This window comes from uncultured Methanobrevibacter sp. (assembly GCF_902788255.1).
In the GTDB taxonomy this organism is placed as follows: Archaea; Methanobacteriota; Methanobacteria; order Methanobacteriales; family Methanobacteriaceae; genus Methanocatella.
Genome location: NZ_CADAJR010000012.1, coordinates 1 through 18,201, shown reverse-complemented (window position 1 = coordinate 18,201; position 18,201 = coordinate 1). Strand labels below are relative to the sequence as shown.

Annotated in this window: 18 protein-coding genes; 5 read left to right on the top strand and 13 right to left on the bottom strand. The window is 27.8% G+C overall.

What is annotated here, in order from left to right:
* Nucleotides 1–5 precede the first annotated feature (5 nt).
* The 5 genes from QZV03_RS04275 to QZV03_RS04255 all read right to left on the bottom strand — a co-directional run bounded on the left by QZV03_RS04275 (nt 6) and on the right by QZV03_RS04255 (nt 2,496).
* The gene (locus QZV03_RS04275; protein ID WP_292896531.1) at nt 6–254 is read right to left on the bottom strand and encodes a hypothetical protein; all 249 of its coding nucleotides are present in this window, start codon (nt 252–254) and stop codon (nt 6–8) included.
* 138 nt (nt 255–392) lie between these two features.
* Nucleotides 393–599 (bottom strand): hypothetical protein, encoded by a 207-nt coding sequence (locus QZV03_RS04270; protein WP_296874464.1) that lies wholly within the window; start codon nt 597–599, stop codon nt 393–395.
* A 144-nt stretch (nt 600–743) separates the two neighbouring features.
* Nucleotides 744–1,511: a hypothetical protein gene (locus QZV03_RS04265; protein ID WP_296874463.1), complete on the bottom strand. Its 768-nt coding sequence runs from the start codon at nt 1,509–1,511 to the stop codon at nt 744–746.
* 111 nt (nt 1,512–1,622) lie between these two features.
* A complete protein-coding gene (locus tag QZV03_RS04260) occupies nt 1,623–2,024 on the bottom strand; it encodes a hypothetical protein (protein ID WP_296874462.1) in 402 nt (133 codons plus the stop codon).
* 16 nt (nt 2,025–2,040) lie between these two features.
* Nucleotides 2,041–2,496 (bottom strand): hypothetical protein, encoded by a 456-nt coding sequence (locus tag QZV03_RS04255; RefSeq protein ID WP_296874461.1) that lies wholly within the window; start codon nt 2,494–2,496, stop codon nt 2,041–2,043.
* Nucleotides 2,497–2,676: 180 nt separating this feature from the next.
* On the opposite strand from QZV03_RS04255, the gene QZV03_RS04250 reads away from it, so the two are divergent.
* Entirely contained in the window at nt 2,677–2,991 is a 315-nt protein-coding gene (locus QZV03_RS04250) for an HNH endonuclease (protein WP_296874460.1), read from the top strand.
* Nucleotides 2,992–3,571: 580 nt separating this feature from the next.
* On the opposite strand, the gene QZV03_RS04245 is transcribed toward QZV03_RS04250, so the two are convergent.
* The 3 genes from QZV03_RS04245 to QZV03_RS04235 are packed head-to-tail and all read right to left on the bottom strand — an operon-like array spanning nt 3,572 to nt 6,957.
* Nucleotides 3,572–4,627, bottom strand: a complete 1,056-nt coding sequence (locus tag QZV03_RS04245; protein ID WP_296874459.1) for an FRG domain-containing protein — start codon at nt 4,625–4,627, stop codon at nt 3,572–3,574.
* A 59-nt stretch (nt 4,628–4,686) separates the two neighbouring features.
* Nucleotides 4,687–5,634 carry a hypothetical protein gene (locus QZV03_RS04240; protein ID WP_296874458.1) on the bottom strand — a complete coding sequence of 316 codons (948 nt, stop codon included), beginning with the start codon at nt 5,632–5,634 and terminating at the stop codon, nt 4,687–4,689.
* 9 nt (nt 5,635–5,643) lie between these two features.
* Nucleotides 5,644–6,957, bottom strand: coding sequence for an AAA family ATPase (locus QZV03_RS04235; protein ID WP_296874457.1), 1,314 nt, complete (start codon nt 6,955–6,957; stop codon nt 5,644–5,646).
* Between the two features lie 839 nt (nt 6,958–7,796).
* Here QZV03_RS04235 and QZV03_RS04230 point away from each other — a divergent pair.
* The 4 genes from QZV03_RS04230 (at nt 7,797) to QZV03_RS04215 (ending at nt 13,322) form a co-directional block, all read left to right on the top strand.
* Nucleotides 7,797–10,022: a hypothetical protein gene (locus QZV03_RS04230; RefSeq protein ID WP_296874456.1), complete on the top strand. Its 2,226-nt coding sequence runs from the start codon at nt 7,797–7,799 to the stop codon at nt 10,020–10,022.
* A 243-nt stretch (nt 10,023–10,265) separates the two neighbouring features.
* Entirely contained in the window at nt 10,266–10,661 is a 396-nt protein-coding gene (locus tag QZV03_RS04225; protein WP_296811422.1) for a hypothetical protein, read from the top strand.
* Between the two features lie 269 nt (nt 10,662–10,930).
* Nucleotides 10,931–12,412 (top strand): Eco57I restriction-modification methylase domain-containing protein, encoded by a 1,482-nt coding sequence (locus QZV03_RS04220; RefSeq protein ID WP_296874455.1) that lies wholly within the window; start codon nt 10,931–10,933, stop codon nt 12,410–12,412.
* A complete protein-coding gene (locus QZV03_RS04215) occupies nt 12,405–13,322 on the top strand; it encodes a BsuBI/PstI family type II restriction endonuclease (protein WP_296874454.1) in 918 nt (305 codons plus the stop codon). The genes QZV03_RS04220 and QZV03_RS04215 overlap by 8 nt, the downstream gene beginning before the upstream one ends.
* Before the next feature lie 6 nt (nt 13,323–13,328).
* Here the strand turns inward: QZV03_RS04215 and QZV03_RS04210 are convergent, their stop codons facing one another.
* The 5 genes from QZV03_RS04210 to QZV03_RS04190 form a co-directional block, all read right to left on the bottom strand.
* On the bottom strand, nt 13,329–13,727 hold the full coding sequence (locus QZV03_RS04210) for a hypothetical protein (protein WP_296874453.1): 399 nt from the start codon (nt 13,725–13,727) through the stop codon (nt 13,329–13,331).
* Between the two features lie 71 nt (nt 13,728–13,798).
* Complete coding sequence (locus QZV03_RS04205; protein ID WP_296874452.1) at nt 13,799–14,725, bottom strand: hypothetical protein; 927 nt, start codon at nt 14,723–14,725, stop codon at nt 13,799–13,801.
* Between the two features lie 9 nt (nt 14,726–14,734).
* Nucleotides 14,735–15,673, bottom strand: a complete 939-nt coding sequence (locus tag QZV03_RS04200; protein ID WP_296874451.1) for a hypothetical protein — start codon at nt 15,671–15,673, stop codon at nt 14,735–14,737.
* Nucleotides 15,673–16,158 (bottom strand): hypothetical protein, encoded by a 486-nt coding sequence (locus QZV03_RS04195; protein ID WP_296874450.1) that lies wholly within the window; start codon nt 16,156–16,158, stop codon nt 15,673–15,675. Before QZV03_RS04195 ends, QZV03_RS04200 begins: the two co-directional genes overlap by 1 nt.
* 226 nt (nt 16,159–16,384) lie before the next feature.
* Nucleotides 16,385–17,665, bottom strand: coding sequence for a helix-turn-helix domain-containing protein (locus QZV03_RS04190; RefSeq protein ID WP_292887584.1), 1,281 nt, complete (start codon nt 17,663–17,665; stop codon nt 16,385–16,387).
* Nucleotides 17,666–18,201 lie beyond the last annotated feature (536 nt).

Genomic DNA, 18,201 nt, shown 5'->3' with positions numbered 1-18,201 from the left:
ACCTCCTATAAATCTCTTAATTCTTTTTCCAGCTGTTCCTTTTTGGCTTGGATTATTTTGTATTCGTTTTGTTTTATTAATTTCTGAAGAACTGGATCTGAGTCAATTATCTCCATGGTTTCTTCTGCATCCCCGATAGCTATCAGTTTTGCTCCAAGCTCGTAGGCATCTTTATGGTTGAAGGTTGATTCTTCTACTATTTTTTTGAGTGTTATATCCACTCTTGCGCTGATGTTGGTTTTTTCGGTTATCATAATACATATATTTATTATGTATTATATATAAAAGTTTATTATAAAAAAATATATAAGTAATAATAAAATTATTACTTACACGATACAAAATAAGTTTTTTATTAAGAGCATTATCCTGGAGATTTATTTTTTGAAGTTTTATTGTTGCTGTTCTTTTTCATCCAGTTCGGCAAGTTCCTTTTTCAAATCATGTATTTTCATTTCTTTATAGTGTCTTTCAAACTTACCGGTTTCAATAAGAAAAGCTGATACTTCAAGAGCATCTCTATAGGTATAATTGGACTCTTGTATAATTTTCTTTTTTTCTTCATCCATATAGGATGAGGTATTATTAACATTGGCCATATATATTACAACCTATATAATAATTAATATAATATTATATTATTACATTTATATAAAGTTAATTATTTAACTCATACAAGTATTATTTGGTTTTAAAAAAGATTTATTTAATGATAAAATAAAAAAAAGAGTTAACATGGACTGTTAACTTGAATATAAATCTGTAAAAATCCAAGATGGATCATAAGCTATTATATTTCCGTCTTCACACCAGATTGTTCTGACATTACCAGAAGTTGTGTCTGCAACTGCAGCAGGATCACGGTTAATCCAGTTTCCACTAGTATGTTTCTTATGCCTCAACCTTAACCTAATGTGGCCAGTGCCACTTACACGACATCTGACATGGACAAACTGCACCTCATAACCTAATGATTTAGCTATTCTGTAATATACTTGTCCCCAGTCGACACAGTTGGAACCTTTACCATCCTTAGCGTCGGTTATTGTTTTCTTGTCTGTTTTTTGTGAATCAAAGTATTTGCTGTATAATTTCTTTTTAGCTATTACTGCCAATGCCTCATCAATACTATTACCTTTGAAAGTATAAGTCTTTATAAATAACTTCATTGTTGAATCGTTATAGTCAGGTAATGTTGATTTGCGATATACAATTGCCGGAAGCCTTCCATTTGCTTTAATATATGCCTCTGTCCTTATGGCCATGCCCACATATTCAGCCTTGTCAATTTGAGTTCCATCTTTTAAAGTTACATAGTTTGGAAGGAAATCTAGTGACTTGTTGTCTTTGATTACAGCCATCATATACATTGCCACTAGCTTATCACTACCTAATTTCTTTGCTTTCTTTTCAATGTCCTTACAGTTACCGTTCAGTGTTAGTATCTGGTAGTAGTCACGTTTTTTGTATTTCTTTTTGTTTTGAATCAGCCAATAACAAATTGAGTTCATGGCTTGGCAAAAGCTTGTCCAACTTATATTATCTTTTTTATTATCTAACATATTATATTATTTATATATCATAGCTAATATATTTGTTGTAATACCCTTACACTATTTATTTTAAAAATTAAAAGGCAAAATATCAATAGAAGATTTTAAACCAATTATTAAATATTTTATAGAATAACACGCAAATAGCAATATAAACAACAATAACATTACGAAAATAATTAAATTACCAAATATATATGGGTCTAAAACATTTATTGCATCAAAAGACAATATATCAGAAATTTTAAAATAAATCGATAAAATAAACATCCCTGCTAAGAAAAATGTTGCAAATATTGTTGATATAAAGAAATACTCCCCATTTTTTCTCATAATAATTTTCTTTTCCACTTCTTCCTCATCAAAAATCATTTTGTAAGTAAAAGCAAGTAAAGCTAATGTAGCCCCCAATAAAACAATAGTTAAGGACAATATAAAAAAATTATTTGGATTGTCAGGTATAGCAGTCACAATAGAAGTAATAATATCAAAATAGAACAATAAAAAAAGAGAAAAAAATCCCTAAAATAGCAAAAACTATTGAACCATATATTGAATCTTTTATCTTTGAATTTGCATCTGAAATGAAAAAAATAGCATAAATTCCATAAATTGATGCACCAAATCCAAACAAAATTTTACAAGTTATTGCTTCAAGAGTTATATCTGCAAATAGTGGTACAAAACAACCTTCCAAAAAAGAAAAACATAAAACTAAAATCAATTTAAAATAATTTAACTTAACATTTTTTTCATGAAAATCATTAACATGCTCCAATCGGTATTTAGTCTCATCAGGAGTTAAAGTGTCATCCATCATTATTTTGTCTATTTTATTAAAAAATAACTGCTTAAAGCTCAATTCATTTAATTCAAGTGGAGTTAAATTTAAGCTTAAAAATCTGAGAGATTGATATAATCTCTCAGATACAACCTTTTTCAATCAAGTGATTGAATGAAGATTTTTTTGGAAAAAATTATAATGAGGTAGAACTATTATAACCTATCCAATATTTTGAAATTAAATAAGATCTGTAAAATAACTAATGCAATTATTTTACAATTCTACTTTTTTGGCCTTTTAGTATAAATAGCTACCCTTATTTTTAAAGTGAGGATTACCATGACAACAGAAGATGAATGGATTGACATTAAAAAAAGCAAAAACATTGATGAAGTGAGAAACACAAAAGAGTATAAGGACTGGGTTAAGGATGTAAAAGAACGGGATAATAAATGCTGTGTCCTGTGCGGAGCCGACCAGCACCTGGAAGCCCATCACGTGTTCTCGTTTAAGAATTTCATACCTCTTAGACTGGATTTGGATAACGGAATAACCCTCTGTCACTGGTGTCATAAAAAGTATCATGCATTTTATAATCTGGAAAATACCAATCCGGTGACGCTTCTGAAATTTTTTAAGGAGTTTAGGTTTTAGGAAAAAGACTTTTTTAAAATAGAAATATCTGAGCCAGTATTTAAATAGTGCCCAGTTAGGTTTTCTCATGTTTGTGGTTAAAAATTGTTCCAGAAGACATAATTATACAGTAGTAGTGAGAAATGGCCTGTAATTTTGCTGTCGATATTTCACCACCACATTGTAAATAATCTTACTTCAAATAATATGTTTTCAAAAAGAGTGTTAATATCTTAAGGCATGTACATTTCTTATTTTTTAAATATTTTTTTAACTACTCAGACTAACAATTTATAATTATTCAAATTTAACTTTCAATTAAGAAATTAAGACTAGAACATTAAATTAAAAAAAAGACCCATATTTTATGGATGGTTTTTATAAGTTCTACACAATCATTAATAATTTTTATACTATCATCAAAAAATAGTATTTAAATTCAACTTATCAACAAACAAATCCTAATTCTCACAACATTCTGAAAAATAATCATGAGACATATATAATTTGCTTTTAATCACTTAGAGACAATCTTATAAATTAAAATATTTTCTCAAATAACATTTAATTATGTAATATATTGTTAACCACTTGATTTAATTTATTCATATTTATCTTTAAGCCTATAAAACTCCGCTCTATTTTTCATCGCTTCTGCAACACCCCAATATCCAGGAAATAAGTATTCTTCTGAGTAACCATCAGCATATAACTCTTTTAAAATTTCATATTTACATTCACCAGGAATAATAAATTTATAAAATATTCTTTCATTCTCTTTAAGAGTAAATTTTTCAATACCGCAGATTCCAATCTCGATTTCTGAATTACTATTTTTATTATACATACCTCCTTGAATCATATTGCAAACCATTTTATCCAATGATTCAAATGAATGTTTATTAAAAGTTTCGGATTTGTTAATTAAAAAAGTAAATAAACCTTTTTGAGCTTTTAAATTAGAATTATTATAATATCTTGGCCTATAAAATCTAAGTTGAGGCTCATTTTGTGATTTTAATCCATCTTCCACAACAAATGTGGAGTACTTCTCAAAATATTTATAATTAAACGCCCATAATACGCAGTCTTCTTCATTTTCATTTAAAATATTTTTCACAGCAAAATATAATGCAACCTTATAATCATATGACCAATCTAAAGCACAGGTAGGCAATCCATAATGTTGTGCTAGAGATATAACTTCATAAAATTCAGATTTTGGCCAATAACCTGGAAAATGATTAATATTGGAATGCAATAGTTTGCGAACACTCATACTTACAGGGATTTTCAATCCACTTTTATCTGCCCAGTCTAGAAATCTAAATAAAATAAACAATTCTCTTTTATACTGCAACTGCAAGGTTAATTCATTGCCATTGCCACATCCGATATCTCGAAAAGAAGCCGAGTGATATTCTACAGTATTTGAATTTAAATATTTACAAATCTCATATTTTCCATCATCAGATGTTCTTAAAGCTTTTGGAACTAAGCCATATTTAGTATTACTTACTCCTCTAAAAATACACTCATTCTTTAGATTTACTGGAAATTTTTTACCATTAGGATGTCTTCCATCTTTTACTTTTTTTAAATCTTCAGGTAGAAGAAATATTTCTTCAACTAAATCATCATATACCTCATCAGCCATCTAATCACCTCAAATAAACATAACATATTTTATAAGTAAAAATATCTACATTATTAATATTAATTGTTAATATAATTCATGCAACATTTTGAAATTATCCTGCGCAATCTTTCCTTTTGATTATCATCAATATTAATTTCATTTTCTTCAACATAATCTTTTAGGACAATGTTAATTAAATTTCCAAAATCGTGAGGATCTCTAGATTTATTTAAAACATCCTCAGTGACAAACAAGACAATATATAAAAAGTCAATTGGAAATTCCTGAATATCATTTAATAAGTTCTTGTCAAATTCCACCTCATCATAGACTTTAAAATCAAATACAATGCCATTATTTTTTAAAACATTATATTTGTCTCTTAATGAAGCGACAAATGTTTTTTCATCATTAAAATGATTTATTCCAGATTGATAAACAATAATCAAATGACATCTAATCTTTTCAAATAAAAAGGAATAAAATTCATTAATTGAAAATTCAACATCATTTTCATTTGCATATTTTTCACATATTTTTGGAAAAATAACAAAAAATGATTCAAATGGTTTTATCTTTAAAATTGAAGAAACATTATCAGTATATGATTCAAACATCTTATTTAAATATGGTTTAGACAAAGAATTAATTGGACAATTGTTTTTAGAATCATTACATTGTTCATCAGTTAAATTAATAATATTTTCCTCAAAATAATCTTTGAATGATTCTTGACCTAATAGAGTGCCTTTAAATTCAATGAAATATAACGATAAAATTGAATGTTTCTTATCAAAATTAAAATACAGACCATCAACAGTTGACGGCATAATTTTTTGATCAGAAAATATATTATTTCGAATATTTTCAAAATTCAATATCAATTCATCCGAAATCACCAAAGGATTTTTACCATCATTATCTGCAGAAACTTTTGTAATGTTTTCATAATAGTTATTTTCTTCACATTCATATTCCACCAGATACTTTAAAAAAAGTAAAAAATTAAAATAGTTTGAAAACATTAAACCACCTTAATCTAAATCGTTTAATTCATTTTCAAATCTAATGTTATTTATTATCCTAAATGGATTGGATAAATTATCATAAACTGTTTTTAAATCATCCCTTTGAATTGGAATTATATCAAAACGTTCACCATTAAAATCTAAATCATCACATAAATAAAAATTTGTAAATTCCTCAATACATTCCTTTTTAGAGTATACTTCTAATGCTTCTATAATAAATGGACTATGAGAATTTATATAAACAGTTATGCCTAATTTTTTAACCATCTGGACAATTATTCTAGCCAACTGAATTTGGAAACTAGGATGTAAATTAATTTCAGGCTCATCAAGTATTAACAATGTTTTGCTTGTCAACTGATGATTACTTAATAATAATTGTAGAACTCCAATTTGTTTATAACCTGAAGCAATATTTAGAACATCATATGATTGCCCATGGGATTCAAATGAGAAAATTTTTGACAATGGATTAAATTTAAATTTACCATTTAACATCCCATGAAACTGTTTGGTAATACTCATTAATTCATCTATATTATCATAAACATTAGGTTTGTAATTTAAATTAGGACTATTTAAAGAATTGAAAAGAGAAGCATAATGATAATGACTATGAACTCCGTTTAATTGAAAATCCATTACAGATATTGAATCCATATAAACTACATTACCAAATTCCATACAGGAAACTTGATTTTCATTATTTAAATCTATAGATAATCCTTCAGAATTAAAATGTAAATTATATTGCATTTTACAATCTTTTTTGTCCATTAAAACTTCAACATTACCATTAGCAAATGTGATTAATTGTTCAGCCCCAAATTCCATCATTAAAATAAATCTAAGTACTGAAATAACATATTGAAATTTGTTTGAATGCAAATCAATCACACGTAAAATATCATTGAGATCATCTTTTAGTTCCACATCATGTTCATTTAAAATTTCAACAAATTTAGAGTAAAATTCATTGAAATACTCATAAGATACATCATAATCTTCCCATGATTCCATTAAACTATTTAATTTGGAAGTTAAAATTGAATTTATAGTTTCCAATTTATCCGAAGAAATCTGTGAAAAAGATAAATCATACTTATCAATGATTGCTTTGAATAATTCTTTAACTCCATTGTTATCTATTCTTTTTCCTTCATCAGACAATGCAGTCATTATACAGAACAATAATCTAGCAGAAAAAGATTTACCACTTGCATTTACTCCACCAACAACATTTAATTTGTTTATTTTTAATTTTGCTTCATTAATAGGGCCAAAATTATAAATATTAAACTCTATTTCATCAGGCATTGCATTGTCTCCATTATTCTATACATTAAATAATATAAATATATATTTACACATAATATATAAACATATCTTATTCTTAAATTTGAAATAATTGATATAAATGTTAATCTAGAGCAAATAAAACATGAAGAATGCAATTTTTAGATGTAAAACAATTCAAAAATTTCTTAAATTTAAACTTTTAATAAACAATACTAATTTACAACACATAAATTAAACCAAAATATCATCAATAACCGATTATAATTTAACTACTCTTTAAGTTAATATATAAAAATAAATTATCACAAGTAATTCTATATAATATCAAAGTCAATACGAACTAGTTAATATTGACATACACCAAAGTCGATTAAAATTATTTTTTTAATTAAAGTCGAAAAATTCATCCAGTATTTTTTTGAAAAAGTAAATCTGGAGTTCCAAACGAGGTCTTATTTGCTAATACCCTTGCACAAGGAGTTTTCAATATAATTAAATCCTTTAAAATTTAAAAAATCAAAAGCTAATTTTTGAAAATCATATTCATTCATTGATTTCAAACCAGTTTCGATAAGGGAAGTGAGCGAAGCAAACATAATTATCAGTTTTCATTTATATTAAAAATAATTTATGATATGGTTAATCATCATTTAAATAGTTTTAATTTTCTATGACTGAAAATCATATTAGAAATATTTATGTTTTTTAAAACTTTTTCATTGATTATATTGATATAAACTAATAAATCGAACATATCTAGTTGGAGGTGAAATACAACAAAGATAAAAAAAAATAATAATATGAATTTCACATATATTATTAATTGAAAATGTTCTTTAATTTAAAGGTGGGTAAATATGGATAAAATTTTCATAAATTTAAAAAATTGTCACGGAATTAAACAATTTAAACATACATTTAATTTTGAAAGAACAGGATTTAAAAATACGAATATTTCTTTAATTTATGCTCCAAATGGAATGATGAAAACCTCCTTTGCAAAAACTTTAAGAGATATAGGCAATAACGAATCCCCTCAAAATCAAATCAATGGCCAACCACCTCTTTATAATATTAAAATTTATGAAGATGATGATTCATTTGAAATAGATAATGAAGAGGTAAATAAAAGGATTTTTGTAATCGAATCCATGAACAGAGACTTTTCTTTTGAAAACACAACTCCCTTAATTTCAAATAAACAATCAAGAGATGAATACAATGAAATTTTTAATGAGTTAATATCTAAAAAGAATGAATTTCTTAGTATTATAAAAAATAAAACCAAGATATCTGTTCCTCGAAATGAAGATCCGTATGACTTTATTGAAAATAAAATAAATAACGATTTGAATAATGATTCCGAATCATTTCTAGAATTTTTATTTTCATTTTCAGAAGAGTTAGAAAATGATGATTTCCCACTTGATATTAATTCAATAAAATATTCTGATTTATTTGATGATGGTATTATAAAATTATTAAAAGAAGAAGATATTCAAAATAACATTGAATCATTTTCTAATAATCTAAATAGGCTTCTTTCAAGATCTAAAATTTATGATGTTGAGCATTTTAATCATAATCATGCTAGTGATTTAGCCAAAGCCATTAAAAAAAATAATTTATTTGAGGTTGGTCATCAAATTAATTTCAAGGGCGTTAGAAAAAATGTATCTGATTATAAGGAATTAAATAAATTATTAAACAAACAAATGGATAAAATTTTTAAAGATGCCTCATTAAAGGATGATTTTGAAAATATCAATAAAAAATTTTCCAATGCAAAAACAAAGAATTTCCAAAATATTTTAGTTGAGCACAAAGAAATTATACCTTATCTTGACGATATCGATAATTTTAAGAAATCATATTGGATTGCAGTTTTTAATTCAGAAAAAGAACAGTTTTTCACAATTATTAATGAGTATAATGATAAACATTCAGAGTTAGATAGAATTAGATTAGCTGCTTTAAATGAACAGACAGAATGGCAAAAGATTATTGAAATATTTAATAAAAGATTTCATGTTCCATTTACACTGAAATTGGAGAATAAAGAAGATGTCATATTAAAAGAAGATACTCCTCGAATATCATTTTATTATGAATACAATGATGAACCAATAGAAATTTCATTAGACACCCTGAAAGAAATATCCAGTGCAGGACAGGAAAGGGCGATGTATTTGTTAGATATATTATATCAAATCGAAGCTAAAAAAAGCGATAAAGATACACTACTAATTTTTGATGATATAGCGGATTCTTTTGATTATGATAACAAATATGCGATAATTGAATACATTTATGAGTTATCAAAAAGAGATGACTTTAAAATTATTCTGCTAACACATAATTTCGACTTTTTTAGAGCATTAAAATCTAGATTGAATTGTAAATACACTTATTTTGCAAGTAAAACCGAATATGGTATTATAAAGTTAGAGGATAACAATTTTGAATCATCAAATAATATCTTTGTTGAAATCCGAAAAAGAATTGAAGAAAACCCTGAAGAACATATTCGTGACATCCTGGCATTAATACCATTTATTCGGAATTTATATGAATATAATGGAAATCAAGAAAATTTTCTAAAGTTAACTAAAATCCTACATTATGATTTTGATTATAATGAAGTTCCTTTAAATTCACTGACTAATATCTACTCAGAATGGAACATTCAAATCCCCAACAATACTGAAAAAATATATCAGTTAATTTTTCAGGAAGCTGAAGAAATTACACAAACACGAACAACAAAAATCAATATCGTCAACAAGCTCGTTTTATCAATGGCTATTAGATTAAAAGCTGAAAAATTCATGCTTGATTATTTAAATATTACAGATACATCAGAATTTGATAAAAATCAAACTAGAGCATTATTTAATATGTTTAAAGTGAATTCTAATGAAAATAAAGATATTGAAATACTTGAACGTGTTGCAATAATGACACCTGAAAATATCCACGTCAATTCATTTATGTATGAACCATTATTGGATATGAGTGATGCAGCTTTAAAGGACTTGTATTCAGATGTTTTAGATTTAATTGATAGTTACAATAATTCATAATATATAATACTAGGGCAAATGACTTATTTTATAAACAGTGAAATTATGTTTGTGGATACAAACCATATGAAAATGCCTTGAAATAAGTTTATCCATTATGTTTTCAAATGTCTAGTAATCAAATAACTTGTAGTGAAATATAGTATATATCAAAAAAATTACTTTGCAAATGCTCTCTCTAATTCTTTATATACATTATAAACATACTTACTATATATAATAATATATTAAAAGAGGTTATTTATGTCAAGTGAAAAATTACTAGAAGTAAATGAAAATATTTTATCTGAATTAACCAAATTAAGAAAAGAAGTTACTGAGATTAAAAAAGGATTGAATAAATCTAATTCAAACAAACAAAAAAATACAGAATCCCATGAGGATTTATTTGATACTGAAAAAATGAAAAAAATAATTTCAGAATATGAGATGTACAATATTCATGATTTCATGGATTTGCTTGAAAATTTAAAAGATGGAAAACCTATTAATAATTATTCCTCTGAGGATAACAAAATATCTAGAAAGTTATATACTGAAATTTGTGAGTTGTTAACTAATATTAAAAATGGGGATTATGATTCAATTTTTAAACTCGATGAAAAATTCATATCTGATGAGGATTCCCCTGAGGAATGATACCATTAATATTTTCAGAACAGGCAATGACAATTATGGCGAATATAATGAAAAATCAATGCAAGGCATATATTAAAATTTACAATATTTAATTTTAATTATTTGGAGTTTAAAAAGACATATTATTAATTAATGAACTAAAAATCATCAATATATCCCCATACTCCAGATAATTAAGTTATACACTATTTAAAGGAGATTCATTTATAAATTAATAATATTTAAGTATTATTAATAATATAATTATTAAACAGTTCCGGAGGATTTTTATGTTAAATCATGTTGTTAATATTACCGACCAATATTTAGAAAAATTTCCCAAACCTGAAAGAAAAAACATTGGTCAGTTTTTCACTTCTAAAAATACTGCCGTTTTCATGGCAGATATGTTTAAGGAAAATATTAATAAAGACTTAACTATTTTAGATCCTGGTGCAGGTACTGGAATATTATCTGCCGCATTAATTGAAAGACTACAAAGTCTTAATTTGAATTCCATTCATCTAGTGATGTATGAAAATGATGAAAATATTCTACCAACATTAGAATCAAATTGCAGATATCTAATTAAATCTTCCAAAATTCCATTAACAATTGACTTAGTCAAAAAGAATTTTATTTTAGACAATGAATTTGAAAATTCCCTATTAAACTCCAATACCAAATTTGATTTAATCATTTCAAATCCTCCTTATAAAAAAATACCTAAAAAAGCCCCTGAATCTCAGAAAATGTTAAATGTGGTTTACGGCGCTCCAAATTTATATTTTCTTTTCATGGCAATGTCTCTGCACCTTTTAAAAGAAAATGGGGAAATGGTATTTATCATACCTCGTAGCTGGACATCTGGAAATTATTTTAAAACATTCCGGAAATACTTATTAAGAAATGGGGAAATTAACAATATCCATTTATTTATCAATAGAAATAATTTATTTAAGCAGGATTCCATTCTCCAAGAAACTATAATCGTTAAAGTTTCTAAAAGCCACAATAATCCTGAATTCATTAATGTTTCCTCATCAAATGATTTCATGTTTGATGATTTGAAACGATTTAAGTTACCCTACGAATTATCCGTATCTAGAGACGATAATTCATTTATTTTTCTGCCGACAAATCAAAGCGAGGTTAATGTTTTAACTCTATTAAATAAATTTGAATATAGCCTCACTGATTTGGGAATTAAATTAAAAACAGGTTTAACAGTTGGCTTTAGAAATAAAGAGTTATTATCTGATTATCAATGCCCTCAATCCGTACCTATATTTTATCCATGCCATTTTAATGAAGGATTTGTTAAGTTTCCAGTTGACACTGATAAAAAACAGTTTATTTTAAAAGATAAATCTAGTTTACTTCAGGACAATAAAAATTTCTTGTTTTTGAAAAGATTCACATCTAAAGAAGAAGAAAGAAGATTACAACCTGCAATATACCTACATGACTCTTTAAATGAATTTAATTATATTTCAACTGATAATAAAATTAATTTCATTGACACTATTAACAAAAATGATTATTTGACACTGCCTGAAATTTACGGATTATTTGCCCTATTCAATTCCACAATATATGACATGTATTACAGGATTTTAGACGGAAGTACACAAGTAAATGCTAGTGAAATTAATTCAATGCCTGTTCCAGATAGAAATTCATTAAAACAACTAGGTAATAAAATAATTCATTCCAGTAATTTAACAACCCCTTATTGTGATAAAATATTAGGAGAATTAATTTATGGATAATTTAGATTCTGCAAAAGAAATATTAAAAGCAATTGAAATGCCGGAACAACAACAAAATGATACTAGTGCTTATACTTTATTAGCATTGGCGAATATTCACCAAGGTACTGAATGGAGCCAATCTACTAATAATTGGATAAGAATACATGACATTATAAGATTTATAAATATTAATTATGATGTCCAATATGCTGAAAATACACGTGAAAATATCAGAAAAAATGTTATTCACCAATTTAGAGATGCTGCAATTGTTGAAGATAATAGTAAATCCACTAATTCTCCAAACTATAGATATAAATTAACCGATGAATTTTTAAAGTTAATACAAACTTATGATTCACCGGAATGGGATGATTCTTTAAATGAATTTTTATCCGAACACGAATCTTTAATAGACATATACTCTTCTAAAAGAGAATTGTTAAAAAGACCTGTAATGATTAATGGGCAAGAGTTTAGTTTTTCTCCAGGTCCACATAATGAATTGCAAAAACAAATCATAGAAGAATTCGGTTCCCGTTTTGCACAAGGAAGTGAATGTTTATACGTGGGAGATACAGCTAAAAAAGATTTATTCATTAACAATGAAAAATTAGAAGAGTTAGGATTTGCAATTTCAACCCATGATAAAATGCCTGATGTTATTTTATATTGTGAAGATAAAAATTGGATTTATTTTATTGAAGCAGTTACTTCAACCGGACCAATGGATTATAAAAGAATAGGTGAAATTAACCAGTTAACTGAAAATGTTAAAGCTGGTAAGATTTTCATTACTGCATTTTTAGATTTCAGGACTTTTAAGAGGTTTGCAGCAGATTTAGCTTGGGATAGTGAAGTTTGGATTGCTGATAATCCTAATCACTTAATCCATTTTAATGGTGATAGATTTTTAGGTCCAAGGTGAAAATTATCACTTTTCACCAATATTTTTGTTATGAATCCACTCACGATGCTTTCCAATAGCTACCCGTACAATAACATCGATCAATTCAATTTCATCAATCTGTTTGAAATAATATTCAGCTGGTCCTTCAAGCATCTGCCTTAAGTCATAAAAAGGTCTTGGCTTAACAGCATCCGGATGCATCAACCCATATTTTTTCAATAGCTTCACATTTTCTGTTTCGTATTTCTCCAATCCGGATTTCTGCACTTTAGTGGCAACGGTCTTTTCTTTTTTATCAAATATCTTTGCAATTTGAGATGAATCGATTAAAATACTAGATTCAATTAACAGCAATGTTATTTCATGCCCTTTAACTGTTATTGTTGTTGGATGTGAATTTTCACTATCTAGTATTAATTTCATTTTTTGCCTCAGTTATATATTATGAATATTATCTAAAATATGTTTAGCTAGGAGAATTAACTCCCAACTATTTAAGCCCTGAACTTACCTTTAATAATCCTATTAGGTGCATTCATCAAAACACCTACTGAGGTAAGTATGAATAACTTTGTATACATCGGCAGTTCATCACGAATATCTTTACGCATGAATTCAATCAATGGATAGAAATCATAGACGTCCCCGTCAGGTCCGAGTGGTGCAACGGTTGTCCCTGTTATCTTTGAGTACAGTAGTTTCATTCCTGGATTTTGATAGTCCATACCGATGTAGGTTTTCTCGGCAATTTCAGATCCACCATCACAAACAGCAGTTCCGAGTAAATCAATATTGTCAATACCATAATATGATTTTATTGCCTCTACCGGTTCAACCTGTCTGTTCGCTGCAAACATATCAGACTTTAATGTGGTCAATGACTTATAATTGACTGCCATACTGTTCAGGTTACAGAAACTTCCGGCAGATTCCTTGAACTTTTCCTGAGCTTTTAAAATGGTAACTCCGCTGTCATCACCGGAAGTGTGATTATAGGTTGCCACCTTATCGTTGTTTAAAATCATGTTGATAGCAGCCTGCTCAATGCTTCTTCCTATAAGAATCCCAACATCCTGAAGCATATCATGGACACTTATCAAGTTAGAGTCAAGCATCTGTGCTGAGACATTCAAAACACCACCTATTGTATCAATTGACACGGTATCGCTTACAGGTTTTCTTACATTCAATTCCTGTAAAGTAGCACCGGGTGCAACATCTTTTGCTTCACCTAATTGACCTTTTGCTATTATTTCATCGATATTGACACGCTGTGACATGTAAGTGTAATATTGGGAATTCTCTTCAATTTCCTGTTTTGGAATCAGTCTTGTGAATCTCATCCATTTGGCTGAAGTGTCTGCCACAATCTGCGCCATCACTTCATCTTGAACTTTAGCATTGTTTCCTTTAGTCAACATTAATATCACCTATGGTCTGCATGTGCCTGTCATGGCAAGATGCGGTTTGTTCAACAATATTCCAACCTTGGACTGGATGAACAGTTTAGTATACTGAGGAAGCTCATCATAAATGTCCTTGCGCATGATTTCAATTATAGGATAAAAATCAGCAATATCCGGATCTGATGTAATCGGTGCAACAGTTGTTCCTGAAGACTTGGAATACAATACTGTCAATGGGGCATTTCTTAAGTCAAATGCGATGTAGTCCTTTTCTCCAAGCATTGCTCCGCCGTCTGCATGGGTTGTTCCAAGAAAGTCAATATTGTCGACACCGTAATAAGCCTGTATTTCCTCTATCGGCTGAACGAGCTTGTTGCTCATATATGCCAACTGCTTGATATAGCTTAATGTCCTGTATGACTCGACCATTATTGTCAAATCAGCACCTGCACCGGAGCTTCCCTTGAAGGCTTCCTGTGCCTTGATGACGAACTGACCGAAGGCTTCCATGGTATCCTCGGTTTGTGTGGTATTGTATGTTGGAACCTTAGGTGAGCTTACAAGAGTATTGTAAATGTTGGTTTCGATTTTATTGGCAATGAGTGTTGCCACATCGGCCAACAAATCCTCAAAGGAGATTCTATCACTGTCAAAGACATCCTTGTTGACGTTTAAAACACCGCCAACTGTGTCAATTGAAATAGTGTCTGTTACAGGTTTTCTTATGTTTAACTCTTGTAAAGAGGCACCAGGTGCAAGATCTTTTGCCTCACCCAAAAGTCCACGTTTAATTGCATCATCAAGATTGATGTTCTGTCTGAAGTAGGTATAGTAGTCGGAATTTTCCTTTATTTCCTGCTTTGGAAATAGTCTTGCCAGCCTCAACCTTTTAGCTGACTCATCAGTAATTGTTTGAGCAATTACCTCATTTTGCACTTTGGTGTCGTTTCCTTTGGTTATCATTAACTATCACCCATATCATATGGTCTGAATACTTCAATGTAGTTGTAATCGTCTGAGCTTTCAACCGGATGCATCGCAATGTATTCTCCGTCATCTGATTTGATTGCTCCGGTACTGGTTAGGGCAATTCTGTCATTGACTTTAATGTTTGATAATCCACTAGCTAATTTTAATCTGAATAAATGCCCTAAAACTAAGATTGATGTTTTTCTTCTGCCACCTGTCATGGTGACTGGATCATTAACTGCAATACCTAAAATTATTTCTCCTTCTGAAGCAGTGTATTTTTTAACTGTTGGCTTTCCAATGTCTGAGGCATCAGATAAAGTCACTGCATCATCGACCTTGATTTTATCTCCTGCGTATTCATAACCAGGAGTCTCACCGGTAGGAGTTGTTACGGTGGTTGCAGTGATTGTGCCCTCATCCAATAGGAAAGTTGTGACTTCTTTTCTCTCTTCGAGCAATATTATAGAATCTGCCATTAAATTTTTCCTCCACTTAATTTATTATATAATTTATTATTTATAATATATAAATATTTATATATTATGGCTACTTTTTTAAAAATTTAGGGAAGATTTACAATAACGATTAATAATCAAAAATAATAAATAGAATAGGAATAAGTCAAAAATAAAGTTTGATACCTATTTCTATATTAAAAACAATATGGTTGATTAATTTATCTACAGCACAAACTTGTTAAATCTATTTATTTGACCTAATATTAATATATGTGGCATACCCCTCAGAAATAACATCAATTAAATGCCTTGGAAGACCAGTTGCTTCAATAATTTTAATAGCAAATGTCAATGGATTAAAATCCTTAAATTGACATTTTGAATATCCTCTATTTGGAATATTAATTGAAGTTTTAAGATTAATAGGCAGTTTATTTTCATTAATGAACCCCATATATTCATCAGAATTCATAAATGGAGTAATTGAATCAAAATTATTAAATTTATATTTAAAAATTAATTCATGATTACAATTAAATTTTTCCAATAATCTTTTATATTGGGTCAATATAGTTTGAAATGCAAAAATAGATTCTGCCAAATCTATAATTTTTAAATCACCATATTCAGAAACAAAGGAATCATAATAAATTAATGATTCATATTCTCTATTCAATGAAAGATTATCATATACATTAAATGGGAATATTAATTTTAAGTGCCCTTCTTTAAATAATTCTAACGTGAGTCCAGTTTGCATAGGGTCATTATCATACACGTGCCTTAGTATATAAGAATCTACAGAGCCATAGACATTATCAAAATTAATGGAAGCAGATAATTCTAATTCGTCTGTTAATTTTACATTTGAGTTAAAATTTTCCTTAAGATTTTCAAAGAATTCTTCAGAATAAAAATCTTCAAATAAAACCTCCTCAGGATTATTTAAATAAACATAAAATTCCAAATAAGGTTGAGTATAATACTCATCAAAGAAAAATGTATTGTCCATGAATGAATTTATATTTTTTTGAAAAGATTGTTTTTTATCAATTAATTTATCAAATTGGTATCTATTATCAATAGCTAATAGTTTTGAAGTTTCACCAATCCTCAGATAAATACTACCATTACTAATATATGGTGCATCATGACCCTCAAATACTTGAACTACTAAAACAAATTTATTTTTAGGAATTTCTACAAGTTTAGTCTCAAAATAAGGAATGGGATCAATGTTATCTTTAATAATATTTGTAATTTTATCAGTGGGCTTTTTATTATCTTCCAAATCAAAACCAATAATTTCAGAAGGTTTACTTTCATTTTCATTTTCTTCTATTCCAATAATATACCAACCCCCCAATGAATTTGCAAAAGATGCAATTGAATTGGCTATCTTTTTATTTTTAGGAAATGATCCTTTATATTCCATAACCCATCCTTCTGAAACATCATTTTCTGTTAATTTTTTTAAATCTTCGTATTCTATTTCTGAGATATTTTTATTAAACGGATTGTACATTCTATCACCTTTTAAATGGATTTATTCATTTATTATTTATTAAACATTTTAATAAACATAATTTATAAAAGTATCATTAATTTAATTAATTCTAATTTATCATACTCTTAATCATCAATAATTTGTTCAGTTCTAAAAATCCAATAATAGCAATATTAAAAATAATAACTATTATAAATCACTTCCAATATATAGGGCATTATATAAAGTAATCCTTTCTAAATCAATGATTAAAAGAAAGATTCAATCATTAAAACATGACGAAACGACATTAAATTATTCATGTGAACTTTAAAAAGAAAAAACTAAGAATACTAATTATAAAGAGGTATTATAAATTATGAACAAAGATTTAAAACGAATATCAAATTGAAAACATTAGAAAATCTCAAATTAGAATAAATGATAGTTTAATGAATTCAAAGTCTGCTATAGATAGCATAAGAGCATTAGACATGCACCAACCAAACATCACCAATACAGCAAAATTAATGAGAGACAGCATGGAAAATTCAAAATCCGCAATTGAAAGCATA

Excerpts from the sequence above, each read along its gene's own strand:
- QZV03_RS04275 (WP_292896531.1), bottom strand. The coding sequence starts at position 254 with ATGATAACCGAAAAAACCAACATCAGCGCAAGAGTGGATATAACACTC.
- QZV03_RS04270 (WP_296874464.1), bottom strand. The coding sequence starts at position 599 with ATGGCCAATGTTAATAATACCTCATCCTATATGGATGAAGAAAAAAAG.
- QZV03_RS04265 (WP_296874463.1), bottom strand. The coding sequence starts at position 1,511 with ATGAACTCAATTTGTTATTGGCTGATTCAAAACAAAAAGAAATACAAA.
- QZV03_RS04250 (WP_296874460.1), top strand. The coding sequence starts at position 2,677 with ATGACAACAGAAGATGAATGGATTGACATTAAAAAAAGCAAAAACATT.
- QZV03_RS04245 (WP_296874459.1), bottom strand. The coding sequence starts at position 4,627 with ATGGCTGATGAGGTATATGATGATTTAGTTGAAGAAATATTTCTTCTA.
- QZV03_RS04240 (WP_296874458.1), bottom strand. The coding sequence starts at position 5,634 with ATGTTTTCAAACTATTTTAATTTTTTACTTTTTTTAAAGTATCTGGTG.
- QZV03_RS04235 (WP_296874457.1), bottom strand. The coding sequence starts at position 6,957 with ATGCCTGATGAAATAGAGTTTAATATTTATAATTTTGGCCCTATTAAT.
- QZV03_RS04230 (WP_296874456.1), top strand. The coding sequence starts at position 7,797 with ATGGATAAAATTTTCATAAATTTAAAAAATTGTCACGGAATTAAACAA.
- QZV03_RS04225 (WP_296811422.1), top strand. The coding sequence starts at position 10,266 with ATGTCAAGTGAAAAATTACTAGAAGTAAATGAAAATATTTTATCTGAA.
- QZV03_RS04220 (WP_296874455.1), top strand. The coding sequence starts at position 10,931 with ATGTTAAATCATGTTGTTAATATTACCGACCAATATTTAGAAAAATTT.
- QZV03_RS04215 (WP_296874454.1), top strand. The coding sequence starts at position 12,405 with ATGGATAATTTAGATTCTGCAAAAGAAATATTAAAAGCAATTGAAATG.
- QZV03_RS04210 (WP_296874453.1), bottom strand. The coding sequence starts at position 13,727 with ATGAAATTAATACTAGATAGTGAAAATTCACATCCAACAACAATAACA.
- QZV03_RS04205 (WP_296874452.1), bottom strand. The coding sequence starts at position 14,725 with ATGTTGACTAAAGGAAACAATGCTAAAGTTCAAGATGAAGTGATGGCG.
- QZV03_RS04200 (WP_296874451.1), bottom strand. The coding sequence starts at position 15,673 with ATGATAACCAAAGGAAACGACACCAAAGTGCAAAATGAGGTAATTGCT.
- QZV03_RS04195 (WP_296874450.1), bottom strand. The coding sequence starts at position 16,158 with ATGGCAGATTCTATAATATTGCTCGAAGAGAGAAAAGAAGTCACAACT.
- QZV03_RS04190 (WP_292887584.1), bottom strand. The coding sequence starts at position 17,665 with ATGTACAATCCGTTTAATAAAAATATCTCAGAAATAGAATACGAAGAT.